At 51.4% G+C, this 12,487-nt stretch carries 13 protein-coding genes; 4 read left to right on the top strand and 9 right to left on the bottom strand.

Annotated elements, in window-relative coordinates:
• Positions 1-3: 3 nt before the first annotated feature.
• The 3 genes from JLG71_RS13925 (at position 4) to JLG71_RS13915 (ending at position 2,676) form a co-directional block, all read left to right on the top strand.
• Complete coding sequence (locus JLG71_RS13925; RefSeq protein WP_224293094.1) at positions 4-1,185, top strand: MFS transporter; 1,182 nt, start codon at positions 4-6, stop codon at positions 1,183-1,185.
• A 135-nt stretch (positions 1,186-1,320) separates the two neighbouring features.
• Complete coding sequence (locus JLG71_RS13920; protein ID WP_200914295.1) at positions 1,321-1,818, top strand: lipocalin-like domain-containing protein; 498 nt, start codon at positions 1,321-1,323, stop codon at positions 1,816-1,818.
• Between the two features lie 270 nt (positions 1,819-2,088).
• Positions 2,089-2,676, top strand: coding sequence for a TetR/AcrR family transcriptional regulator (locus tag JLG71_RS13915; protein ID WP_148849654.1), 588 nt, complete (start codon positions 2,089-2,091; stop codon positions 2,674-2,676).
• A 26-nt stretch (positions 2,677-2,702) separates the two neighbouring features.
• Here the strand turns inward: JLG71_RS13915 and JLG71_RS13910 are convergent, their stop codons facing one another.
• The 8 genes from JLG71_RS13910 to JLG71_RS13875 all read right to left on the bottom strand — a co-directional run bounded on the left by JLG71_RS13910 (position 2,703) and on the right by JLG71_RS13875 (position 10,258).
• On the bottom strand, positions 2,703-3,485 hold the full coding sequence (locus tag JLG71_RS13910) for a BPL-N domain-containing protein (RefSeq protein ID WP_148849655.1): 783 nt from the start codon (positions 3,483-3,485) through the stop codon (positions 2,703-2,705).
• Between the two features lie 530 nt (positions 3,486-4,015).
• The gene (locus tag JLG71_RS13905; protein WP_200914294.1) at positions 4,016-5,038 is read right to left on the bottom strand and encodes a C45 family autoproteolytic acyltransferase/hydolase; all 1,023 of its coding nucleotides are present in this window, start codon (positions 5,036-5,038) and stop codon (positions 4,016-4,018) included.
• A gap of 19 nt (positions 5,039-5,057) precedes the next feature.
• Positions 5,058-5,780 carry a glutamine ABC transporter ATP-binding protein GlnQ gene (gene glnQ, locus JLG71_RS13900; protein WP_025106350.1) on the bottom strand — a complete coding sequence of 241 codons (723 nt, stop codon included), beginning with the start codon at positions 5,778-5,780 and terminating at the stop codon, positions 5,058-5,060.
• 2 nt (positions 5,781-5,782) lie between these two features.
• A complete protein-coding gene (gene glnP, locus JLG71_RS13895) occupies positions 5,783-6,439 on the bottom strand; it encodes a glutamine ABC transporter permease GlnP (protein WP_001008622.1) in 657 nt (218 codons plus the stop codon).
• Between the two features lie 52 nt (positions 6,440-6,491).
• On the bottom strand, positions 6,492-7,244 hold the full coding sequence (gene glnH / locus JLG71_RS13890; RefSeq protein ID WP_044112285.1) for a glutamine ABC transporter substrate-binding protein GlnH: 753 nt from the start codon (positions 7,242-7,244) through the stop codon (positions 6,492-6,494).
• 132 nt (positions 7,245-7,376) lie between these two features.
• Positions 7,377-7,928 carry a carboxymuconolactone decarboxylase family protein gene (locus tag JLG71_RS13885; protein ID WP_014229370.1) on the bottom strand — a complete coding sequence of 184 codons (552 nt, stop codon included), beginning with the start codon at positions 7,926-7,928 and terminating at the stop codon, positions 7,377-7,379.
• The gene (locus JLG71_RS13880) at positions 7,925-9,268 is read right to left on the bottom strand and encodes an aspartate aminotransferase family protein (protein ID WP_014229371.1); all 1,344 of its coding nucleotides are present in this window, start codon (positions 9,266-9,268) and stop codon (positions 7,925-7,927) included. The genes JLG71_RS13885 and JLG71_RS13880 overlap by 4 nt, the downstream gene beginning before the upstream one ends.
• A 132-nt stretch (positions 9,269-9,400) precedes the next feature.
• Complete coding sequence (locus JLG71_RS13875; protein ID WP_025106346.1) at positions 9,401-10,258, bottom strand: MurR/RpiR family transcriptional regulator; 858 nt, start codon at positions 10,256-10,258, stop codon at positions 9,401-9,403.
• A 329-nt stretch (positions 10,259-10,587) separates the two neighbouring features.
• Between JLG71_RS13875 and JLG71_RS13870 the strand changes: the two genes are divergently transcribed.
• The gene (locus JLG71_RS13870; RefSeq protein WP_009652280.1) at positions 10,588-11,028 is read left to right on the top strand and encodes a helix-turn-helix domain-containing protein; all 441 of its coding nucleotides are present in this window, start codon (positions 10,588-10,590) and stop codon (positions 11,026-11,028) included.
• Between the two features lie 73 nt (positions 11,029-11,101).
• Here the strand turns inward: JLG71_RS13870 and JLG71_RS13865 are convergent, their stop codons facing one another.
• Entirely contained in the window at positions 11,102-12,469 is a 1,368-nt protein-coding gene (locus JLG71_RS13865; RefSeq protein ID WP_049079826.1) for an L-serine ammonia-lyase, read from the bottom strand.
• Between the last annotated feature and the right edge of the window lie 18 nt (positions 12,470-12,487).

The raw sequence follows: 12,487 nt of genomic DNA, 5'->3' as shown, positions 1-12,487 counted from the left end.
AGAATGCAGAAAATGAAAGACACATTTCCCTATATGCCATTAATGGCTTTTGCGATGACCGGATTTATTTGCATCATGACGGAAACTATTCCAGCAGGATTATTGCCAGAAATCAGTAAGGGAATGAATATTTCGCTGGCTAGCGCAGGCCAGTGGGTCACCGTCTACGCCCTCGGGTCATTATTTGCCGCTATTCCGTTAACTATCGTTACCCGGTCGTGGAATCGGAAATATGTCTTATTAATGACCGTAGCGGGATGCTTCATTTTTAATACCATTACCGCACTTTCATCAAATGTTTACCTGACCCTGTTAGCGCGTTTGGGGGCCGGGGCGGCTGCGGGACTGGCGTGGAGCCTGCTGGCGGGGTTTTCACGCCGAATTGTTGACCCGCTTCATCAGGGTCGGGCTATGGCGATAGCCATGGCTGGGACACCGCTGGCGCTCTCACTAGGCGTTCCGCTGGGAACCTGGCTTGGGCATTATCTTGGCTGGCGCCTGACGTTCGGTATTATGTCAGTACTTTCGCTGTTACTAATGATATGGATCCGTATCAGCGTTCCGGACTCTGCGGGGCAGCAAAAACATCAAAAAATACCGTTCAGGAAAGTACTGGCGACCCCCGGGGTCAGGCCGGTTCTCGCGGTCGTACTGACCTGGATGCTTGCACACAATATCCTTTACACCTATATCGCACCGTTTTCGTCATTATCAGGTATGGGGGCCCATGTTGACGGTATTTTATTAATTTTTGGCCTGTCCGCTCTCGCGGGTCTTATCTTTACCGGAAAAATAATTGATAGCCATTTACGTAAAATGGTACTGGCATCGCTGGCTATATTTTCTATCGTCTCATTATTCCTGGGGCTGTTCTCTTATACACCCGCCATTCTTATTGTAGGTAGCGCTGTATGGGGTGTGACATTTGGTGGTGCTGCAACGCTGTTGAATACCGCACTTGCCGATGCGGCGGAAGATGGTGCTGATGTAGCGATCTCCATGACGGTGGTGAGCTGGAACGCGGCGATTGCCCTGGGGGGGATTACCGGAGGAATTATCCTTCAGGGCCCCGGCGTCAATGGTTTGCCTTGGGTCATTCTGATACTGGCCCTGGTCAGTTTTCTGATTGTAAAAATCAACAGTGAATATGCATTCCCACACCCAATTCGGGACGAAGCCGAATGATCGCATCAGCTACAAGGAGAATTAGTCATATCGCTTATCAGGATAAGCTATTCAGCTATCTTCAAAAGGTCACAGGAATCAAAATCCTATAATCAGCCGTTCAGATTTCTAATCATAAAACAATGGAGAATATATATGCGTTTTTACATCAAGGTTGCGGTCATTCTTTTTATGGCCACCCGGGTTATCCCCGTCATGGCCAATGGCAATAATGTCCAGCCGGTTTGTACAGAGAAAGGTACCTTATCAGGGAAAGACAGCAATCAGTCCGCCCTGATTGGCGCGTGGAAAATGGTCAAATTTGAAACCGGGACTGGTGAAGAATTGAAAGAGATACCTTACACCGGACAACTTATTATCACCGATGCCGGAACCTTGTCTGCGCAAGCAAGCAATCCGGACAAAACAGTACCTGACTCCGCCTATACGGTAAACGGTTATGAAGCACTTTATGGTGATATTAAAATTGACGATGTTGCCGGGCGTTTCATCTTAACGGTGAATTCTGCACTTGCCAGTGGATTAATTGGTCAAAAAATGGAGCGCGCTTTTCATTTAACAGGAAATAAACTTGAACTGTCGCCTGTCGATAAAGGTGAAGGCTGGCGTGTGACCTACGAGCGCTACAGATAGTATAATGGCATAACGGTGCGCCGGTTTGTGCCGCGCTGACCCGGCTGGCTTCCCTGCTCTACCTACGAACGCCTCTCGGAAATCGTTCAGGGAACAATCGCAGATGTAAGAAACCGCCACGCCATGATGGTAACGTTCACCGTCCTGTGTAAAACCCAGTCATTGCCTCTGGTCATGACTGTGTAGTAAATTTGGCTGTTGATTAGGTGCAGAGCAATGATAGAGCGTTTTCTGCGACACGATAATTTTACGCACTATGAAGGTTAAATTTTGAAAGCAACAAATTTTTCGGAACTAATAAAGATAGCCGCTCTGCAGCTTTTTAGAGAAAAAGGATTCAACAATGTCTCCACCCGCGATGTTACACAAAAGCTTAATATTTCAAGGAGCCACATCTATCATTATTATAGTAACTGGGAAACATTAAAAAAATCGGCCATAAAATATATGTTTGATAATGATATCCAGGAATGTCATGCAACGTTTAACGCCTCGGAAAGTATGAGCCCAACTGACAGGGTCAGGCTATATATCAAAACGCTGTTACCTGATGCGCCATCAGCGCACTGGCTGCTCTACCTTGAACTCTGGCCGTTGGCCGCGCGCGACGATGATTATGCTAATTTGGTTCATAATCAATCACTGCAATGGATCAATATACTCGAAGAAATCATCGACTCTGGAATTAATGAGGGCGAGTTTTCCTCGATAAACGCTTCAGTATCCGCCAGACAAATAAATGCATTAATAGATGGATATTCGAGTTTGCTGATCCTCGATTACTCAAAGGAAAAAAGAGTCGCCTTCCTTGATGAAATATATGAGATTTCTTTTAAAATCCTTGGTAAATCCTTCTGAAACGCATGAAAAACCCGCAGTAGAAATTAGCGCTTGTTTATGTCCAGATAGCTTAAAATGCGTTTCATTTTACTTTCCGCGGTGGTGTTACCCGCAACTCGGGCATCTATCCATGTCTCATCGGCTTCAGGGTGAGGGCCTGATAATATGACATGCCCTTCCCCATACTTATATCTGGCGATAGCGACATCCCCATTGTCGTAATAAGCTATCGCCTGGAACCCAGCATTTGAGGTTGTGTTATTCAGATAGGGGCCATCCTGATAGTAAAAAGGTTCCTGTTTATTATTCCATTTCACTTGCAAGGTGTAATCCCCCTCATCATAGGCGCGTGAACCAGGTCTTCCCACTTCTGACTCAAGGGGAGCATCAATGAGCCCAATCCAGTCTTTATCGGCAAGATACGCCCCCATGCAAATGCCAATAAAATCTTTGCCGCTTTTCACAAATTGACGGATAGCCTCAGCGCCATCATCACCAATGACGTCATAAGAACCGGCTATATCCTGACCGCCGCCGGGTTGAATGTAGATATCGAATTTTTTAAGCGTTTGCTCATTCACTTTCAGCGTTTCTTTTTCACCCACATAAGCGATGTTCAGCGGCAGGCCAGTACCGATGAGCGATTTCACCACCATTTCTGAACACCCCGCGCACCCGGCATCTCCCCTATAAACAGCGATACGATAAGTTTTTGATGGTGAGGCATTTGCTGAGGTTGGTGCGGAAAAAATAGAGAAAGTAAAAGCCAGAGCAAGGGTAATCATATTTGCTCTCTTCAACTGAGTTTCCTGGAAAAAAAGTGGCATTACGCTATTCCCCTTGTTATAGAGTGTTTTGTAAATCATTAAGAACCATTTTTACCATTCTAAATACATGACATAAAATTAGAGCGATCGCTCAAATTTAACTTTGGCGTTGATTTTGTCAAGCGTTTTTAAGCGCGGCAAAAAAAAGTTAATACGTAAAAAAGTGTAACTCTGACAAAGTTGTATAAATTTTTTAGTGAGATGCAGGCGACATACGAAAGGATAAGAAAGCAGAAACAGCGGTAACCTTGAAATCATCAACTAAGGTGTAAGGGCTAATTAACAGGCGATGTCCTGAAAGCCATACTTAACTGAACAAGACATTTTGTTTTTCGTAGTATGTCCGTGAAAGTATGCTTCGGCGCGCACGAGGCAGATGAGAAACGGCGATGGCCCGAATCGTATAGAGACGCAAACCTGAATATTCCGGACACCGCGCTTCAGGACATCTCCCTGGACGCCGATATCTGGCAGTATCCGGACGGTACCAACGGTACTACCCTGCCCTTTATGACTGACGACCGGCTATCTCACCCACGCACTTCTCCCTGAAATTTAGCATCGTCGCGGTTAATGTCGAAAATTTGCCACCTGACGTGGTTGGCATCGAGGGTGAAAACTGCCGTGGCGAGGGTGTTCTCCTCATCCGGATCGTCGGCAGCCAGCCGGTAAATTGGCAGTTCGGCGTCATGGGTATCTGAGAGAATGGCTTTTGCCGCTGCGGCGTCAAACGGAGGTTGCGTTTCCCGCCACTGCACGAGGCGTAACTGCCGCGACGCTGAACTGTCGGTAACGATCTGCTCAACGCCAGCCAGTGCCGCATGCACCAGATGGTTGGCATGCCCGGTTACCGTCTTCAGGGGGAGAACGGAACAGCCTTGACCGGTGGCCTCAACGCTGAACAGCCGCGTATCGCCCAGCTGCCCGAGCGTATGGTGAAACGCCCCGGATCGCGGCTGGCCGGTAAGTATAGTGATGGCCTCGTCGAGGGTGTTCGCATTCAGCGAGGCGCGAGCCAGGATCTGACGCGGTAATCCCTGCGGACGATGCACTGCACGGATGTTATTCACCGTGTTAACGACACCTTTTTCATTCACCGCAAAGGTGTGGCCGCAAATCGACCCCGGATAGGCAAAACTCGTAAAGCTCAGACCGCGACTCGGGGTAATGGTAGCCAGCAAGCATTCATCCCGTAACTGAGGAAAACCGTCTTCATTGTGCGCAATAATCCGCTCGCCTGCGGCGTTTACCCCGGCCACCGTCGTACAGCCATCCGACGTTGAGCGCACCAGATCGCCACGGCAGTTCCAGGCAAAGACCTGATCAACATTGGCCTCCAGCCCCTGCGCCAACCCCTCCAGCTCCTGCCAGATGTGCGGATAATGCCGCTGCACCTCAGCGCGCATTAACCGGGTCTCAGGGGATGCCTGCAGGGTCATCACCGTTTGCCACAATGACGTGAGCATCAGTTTCTGATGCCATGCTTCACGGCCAAGCTCGCCAAGGCGCAGGCCAATCTCAAACGGGGAACCACTGATGTCGATTTTCTTCATGTGATGGATTCACTTATGTTCAGGAAACGTGCTGTAAAAATTCTTTCAGGCGCGGATTGCTACTGGCATTCAGCAGGATATCAGGTGGGCCATCTTCAGCAATGGTTCCACCATCGATAAAAATCAATCGAGAGGCCACATCGCGTGCAAAGCCAATCTCGTGCGTCACTATAATCATGGTCATCCCTTCATCCGCCAGTGAACGCATCACTTTTAATACTTCATGGCGCAACTCCGGATCGAGCGCAGAGGTTGGCTCATCAAACAGCATCATTTTCGGTTTCACCGCCAGCGCGCGGGCGATAGCCACGCGCTGCTGCTGGCCGCCTGAAAGCTCCGACGGATAGTGCTCGGCCCGTTCGCCCAGGCCGACACGTTCCAGCAGCGCCAGCGCCTGTTCGCGGGCTGCCGCTTGACTCATTTTGCGTACGCGGATAGGCCCAAACATCACATTTTCCAGCGCCGTCAGATGCGGAAACAGATGAAACTGCTGGAATACCATCCCCGCTTCGCGGCGGATTTCGCACTCGTTGACGTGAGGATCGGTCAGGTGCATTCCGGCAACCAACAAAGTGCCGGAGGAGATCTCTTCCAGCTTGTTGATACAACGCAGCAGCGTCGATTTACCTGAACCTGAAGGACCGATAATCACGACCACTTCACCGGCATCAATTTTCAGATTGATATCGTGCAGCACCTGGGTGGTGCCGAAATGTTTAGCGACCGCGCTAAATTCAACCATGCTCATAAAATATGGATCCTTTTCTCCAGTTGCTTCAGCAGGAAGCTCAGGCACAGGGTGACGGCAAGATAAATCAGGGCTACCGCTGTCCAGACCTCAAGGGCACGGAAGTTCCCGGCGATGATCTCCTGCCCCTGGCGCGTTAATTCCGCGACGCCGATAACAATGAACAGCGAGGTGTCTTTAATGCTGATAATCCACTGGTTGCCCAACGCCGGGATCATGCGGCGCAGGGCCAGCGGCATAATCACATGCCATAGCGTTGCGCGCTGCGATAATCCCATCGCCAGACTGGCTTCTTTAAATCCTCTATTGATGGACAAAATTGCGCCGCGCGTAATTTCCGCAATATACGCGCCGGAGTTAATAATAATGGTGACCATCGCGGCCGTGATAGGGTCGATACGAACAGGCAGAATCATTGGCAAGGCAAAATAGATAAACATCACCTGTACCATAATTGGCGTGCCGCGAATCAGCTCGACAAAAATTAATGATAACGTTTTCGCGATACCGCCTCCCAGTGCACGACAGATTCCTGCCAGCAGACCGATGATAAAGCCGCCCGCCAAACCGACCATAGAGATCAATATTGTCAGCTGCAGCCCCTGTAATAATAACGGCAGGGATTCCCATATATATTTCGTTTCGAAATTCATAATGCAGTCTATTACTCTCGGTTCTGGCCGGGGTTACCCGGCCCGGCGGGGATTATTTAGGTTGCTTGTTAAACCATTTGAAATAAATCTTGTCGTAGGTGCCATCCGCGCGTAATGCCTTTAACGCGGCATCGACCTTCGGCGTCAGGCTGCTGTTTTTCTGCAGGGCAAAACCGTATTTCTGCGGCAGAATGCTGTCCGTTTCCCCGGTCGATTTTACCTTACCGCCACCTGCGGTTTTCACGTAGTAGAGCACGTTCGGGGAGTCGTGAACGACCGCGTCCAGATTGCCTGCCTGCAGGTCGAGATAGGCGTTATCAATATTGGGGAATTCGACATAGTTGGCTTTATATTTGGATTTCATAAAACTGGCCGCGGCGGTGCCCTGCTTCAGCCCCACTTTTTTACCGGCCAGCTCGCTGAATTTGGTGATGGAATTATCACCACTTTTCACCGCCATTAAGAGATCCGCATCGTAGTAACCCTCGCTGAAATCAACGACCTGTTTGCGGGCATCGGTAATGGTGATCCCGGCCATTGCCACATCTAAATTACGCGATTGCAGCCCAGGAATTAAACCGCCAAAATCCATAGGGCGTAATTCGTAGCTGACATTCATTTTCTTCGCAATGGCTTCCCATAAATCGATATCAAAACCAACATATTTATTGCCTTGTTTAAATTCAAAGGGAACGAAGGCAGTATCCACACCGACTAATAATTTATCTTGTGCCATGACGGCAAAACTCGCCGAACAGGCAACCAGTGCCAGGGTAATCTTTAATTTTTTCAATAATGCAGACATAATAATCCTCAGCGTAATTAAGACAGCAGACAGGAGTTTTCACGCAATACCCTAAAACTGATATTGGCGTTGAGAATAAAAACAGTATCCCTACATTCGCACGCGATATAAAAATGAAGGCGTGCGAATTATTTATGCGGGAAGAATAAAATCCCTGGTGTCGGGTACTGGCGTCTGCGCGCCGTTCATAATCATTGAAAGAAAGCTGTAATAACCGTTGATGCCAATCAGATCGACAACGCCCTTTTCCCCCCAGAGATCGATTGCCTGTTGCCAGATATCATCGCTGACTTTTTTATGCTGATGCAGCTGCTGGCAAAAATGGTAAACCACCCATTCATCAGCCGCCAGCGTCTCTGGTTGACGCCGTTCATTGATTGCCTGCACCGCCTGCGCCGGGATCCCTTTTTCCCTGGCTATTGGCGCATGAATAGCCCATTCAACCGGCTGCGACCAGTGACGCGCGGTCAGCAGGATGGCCAGTTCCGACAACCGCTGCCCCAGCGCGCTACGGTAGCGCAGATACTCCCCCATTCGCTGCGCATGGGCCATCAGTTCCGGGCTGCGCAACAACGGTTCAAACGGCGGCAGCAGCGCGCCGCGCGGCCCGTTGATAATCTCCTCCGCAAGCTGGCGTTGTTCATCGCTCCACTGCTGTTCTGACAGCGCAGGTAAACGGTTCATGGCTGACGTCTCATCAGTTTATGCGTCTCTTCGCTGATGACCTTGTGCAGTGTATCCACCACGAAATCGAGTTCTGACCGGCTGACAATAAACGGCGGCGCAATCAGAATATGATCGCCCCGCTGGCCATCAATGGTTCCGCCCATCGGATAGACCAGCAGCCCGTGCGCCATGCACTGCGCTTTGATAGCCGCATGCAGCTTCAGCAGCGGATCGAATGCCGTTTTGCGCTCTTTATCGCATACCAGCTCCACGCCGGCGAACAAACCGCGACCGCGCGTATCACCGACATACGGTAATCCGCCGAGCACATCATGCAGCGCCTGCTGCAAATACGCGCCCTGCTGCTGCACCTGCTCGAGCAAACGATCTCGCTCGATAACCTGCTGCACGGCCAGCGCAGCCGCTGCGGCTGTCGGGTGGCAGATGTAGGTGTGACCATGCTGGAACATTCCGCTACCGGCTTGCAGCGCGGCGACGATTTGCTCACTGGCCAGCACTGCGCCAATGGGCTGATAACCCCCGCCTAAACCTTTTGCGATGGTCACGATGTCAGGGACAACGCCATCCTGTTCAAAGGCGTGCAACGTGCCGGTACGGCCCATGCCGCACATCACCTCATCGGCGATATACAGAATGCCGTATTTATCACACAGCCGACGAACGCCTTGCAGATAACCCGGCGTAGGCGGCATTGCGCCAGTGGTTGCGCCAACCACCGTTTCGGCGATAAAACCGATAATTTTTTCCGGCCCGGCGTCCAGAATTGCCGCTTCGAGTTCGCCAAGTAAGCGCTCGGTATATTGCTGCTGGCTTTCACCCGCCTCACGGTCACGGTACTCATTACAGGCCGACACGCGCACCACATCCATCAGCAGTGGCGCGAACTGGCGGCGGCGCCACTCGTTACCGCCAACGGCCAGCGCACCCAGCGTATTGCCGTGGTAGCTTTGTTTACGGGCAATAAATAGCGTGCGATCCGGCTGCCCGATCTCCACAAAATACTGGCGCGCCAGCTTCAGCGCCGTTTCAACCGCTTCCGATCCGCCGGAGACGAAATAGGCATAGTTCAGAGAACCGGGCGCGGTGCGGACAAGCTGCTCTGCCAGTTGTTCCACCGTATCGCTGGTGAAAAAACTGGTGTGGGCATAGGCCAACCGATCGATCTGCCGGTGCATCGCCGCCAGCACATCCGGATGGGCGTGACCCAGACAAGAAACCGCCGCCCCGCCGCAGGCGTCCAGATAGCGTTGACCACTGGCATCGGTGATGTAAGCGCCCTGGGCACTGACTGCCACTGCCGGGGTGGTACGGAGGCTGCGGTGAATGATTTGACTCATGCTTTTATCCTGCTTAAGAAATCGCTTTCGCGTAAGTTGAAAGCATCTTGCAGGATCCATTTGAATCTCGTCAATTCAATAATGATTCAAATGTATTTAATTTTCTTATGATAAAAGCAAATGAATCATTTATCAGGACTTATCGGGCATCACATACGCCCCGGAGCGTTGCAGATAACGTTCTGCGCTCTCAATTTTATTCACCGCCTCCCTACCGTGGCGGGCAACCAGCATCGCCAGCAAACACTCGGCGACGCCCATACCGGACACTATCGAAGGGAAAAAAGAGGGGCTGCTGAGGGAGAAAAGCAACGTGCAGTCCGCCGCTTGCGCCAGCGGCGAAACCGGAGAGTCGGTGATGGCGATAATCCGTGCCCCGGCCTGCCTGGCAGCATTGAGAACGTCGAGAGATTCGCGGGAATAGGGAGAAAAGCTGGTCAATAGCAGGCAGTCTTCCGCGTTGATCTCACGGGTGAAGACTTCGATATTACTGGCCAGCCCGTCAATCAGCGATACCTGACGATTGAACAATCGATAGACATAAAACAACGACCAGGCGATAGGAAAGCTGGCGCGGAAGCCGCAAATATAGACCTGCTTCGCTTCATCCAGCAACGTAACCGCTTGCTGCATAGCGTGTTGATTCTCTGCCTGAGTGAATGCCAGATTGGCCTGATGCGCGAGGAACACCTCTTCGTACAGCGCGGGCTGCGTTCCTTTGGCGATCAATTTTTCAGCCTTAGATACATATGTATCATTTCCTAAGCCGAGATCGTCGATAAATGCGCTTTTCAGCTCCCGCCAACCGTTATAGCCCAGACGCTGCGCCAGGCGTAGCAGCGTGGCAGGCTTAACGCCGGCTTCCGCGGCGAAGGCGCGCATTGATTGCACCACCAGTTGGTTGGCATTTTGCAGAGAAAATTCCGCCGCGCGCTGGAGTTCTGGCGACAGCAGGCTGAATTGGCTCACAATATTTTCACGAAGATTCATGGCGTATCGTTATCATCCGTAAGAGTGGCTGCGGCGAAACCGGGCCGCAGAAAGGGATATATATAACCATAATTCGCCGTAATTGCATTATGGCAGAGACGGAGGCTCATCCCTGCGCCACGGAGTATCGCCCCAGGCGAATGATCCGAAGCCTCTTTATTCGGCGCCTGAAACCGCGGGATTTGCAGGAACGACCCTATACCCAACTCTTTGATGGCATTGGCAAAAAACATTGTCGCCGCTATCGCAAAAGAGAAATTATTCGCTTTATTTATAAATTGGCTTGCTAAATAATTAGTCAGGTTTTATTACGCAGTAGAGGAATTAAGATGCGTTTCAGTACCATGCCCGACAGTGAAATTATTTCTGAACTGTGCCGAAGAATTAAAGAAACGCGTATACAGCTGGGCCTGTCACAGATTGAGCTGGCCGAACGCGCTCAGGTCGGCGCGGCAACCATTAAACGCGTTGAATTAGGCGAATCCGTTACCCTCAGTACGCTGATTGGTATTTTGCGCGGTCTCGATCGGCTGCATCAGCTGGAGTCGATTTTATTTGACTCGCACATGCGTACATTTAAGGCGCAGCTCAATGCCGGACCCCCTTCCCGTATCCGTATTCGGAAAAAAACGCATCAGCCAAAAGAGAAATTGCCCGCCGCTGCCCAGACCAACGAGGCTGATGCCACGATTAACGAATGGTACACCTCATCGGCTTCTAACAGCGTGGTGTGGTCTTTTACGCCGTCCGACGGAGAGAAAAAAAGCTAACAGGCTTCAGATGATTTTAAAGATCAGGGAAGAGAAAACCGCCTGCGGCTCAGGCAGGCGGTTTTTAGGGGACTCAGGATTCACACACCGCGACTTTAATCGCCAGACCGCCCCGGGCGGTTTCACGGTACTTGGCGTTCATATCTTTGCCCGTCTCAAACATCGTTTCGATAACTTTATCCAGGGAGACTTTTGGATCGCTGGTACGGTACATCGCCATACTGGCCGAGTTTATCGCCTTCACTGCCGCAATCGCGTTACGCTCGATGCACGGCACCTGCACCTGGCCGGCCACCGGATCGCAGGTCAGGCCGAGGTTATGCTCCATGCCGATCTCCGCGGCGATGCACACCTTCTCCGGACTGCCACCCAGCAGCTCGGCCAGTCCGGCAGACGCCATCGAGCAGGCCACGCCCACTTCGCCCTGGCAACCGACCTCTGCCCCGGAAATGGAGGCATTCATCTTGTACAGAATGCCTATTGCGCCCGCCGTCAGGAAATAGCGCATATAGATTTCCGGCGTCACCTCTTTGATAAAACGATCGTAATAGGCCAGTACCGCCGGGACAATGCCGCAGGCGCCGTTGGTCGGCGCGGTTACCACTCGCCCGCCCGACGCGTTCTCTTCCCCCACCGCCATGGCGAACATATTGACCCAATCCATCGCGCTCAGTGGCGTAATCGACTGGCTCTGCGGCGCCAGCACGCGGTGCAGCGCAGAAGCACGGCGCGGCACTTTCAGCGGCCCCGGTAAAATACCTTCCGTATTCATCCCCCGGTTAATGGCGTTTCTCATGGTCTCCCAGATTTTCGCCATATTTTGCTCAACGTTCTCCCGGCCGTGGCGGGCGGTCTCGTTTTTCATCATCACGGCGGAAATCGACAGGCAGTTGTTCTGGCAGTGCGCCAGCAGGTTGCGGGCAGAATAGAACGGGAACGGAATATCAACCTCCGCCTCCAGGTTCTTACCAAAGTTTTCCTCCGTGACGATAAAACCGCCGCCGATGGAATAGTAAGTCTGGAAGTGGACGATTTTGCCATCGCAAAACGCCGTAATGCTCATCCCGTTTTCGTGCAGCGGCAGAAACTCATTGTGAAAGCGCATGCATTCCGCCACCGGGAACTGTATCTCGCGCTGGCCTTCTTCAATAAACAGACGATGCATGGTGTTGACATCGCGAATAATGCCCGGAATGGCGTCGATATCAACGGTATCCGGTAGATACCCTGACAGACCAAGAATAATGGCGATATCGGTATGGTGACCTTTACCCGTCAATGAGAGGGAACCATACACATCCACCACCAGCCGAGTCACTTTATGCAGCAGGCCTTTTTCCTGCAGGGTATCAACAAACTGTTTTCCCGCTTTCATCGGCCCAACGGTATGTGAGCTGGACGGCCCGATGCTGATTTTGAAAATATCGAAAACGCTAATCATATGGCACCCACGCGGTTA

The organism is Klebsiella michiganensis, assembly GCF_015139575.1.
GTDB lineage: Bacteria > Pseudomonadota > Gammaproteobacteria > Enterobacterales > Enterobacteriaceae > Klebsiella > Klebsiella michiganensis.
Note: the sequence above shows the minus strand (reverse complement) of the source record. Positions and strands in the feature narration are given on the sequence as shown.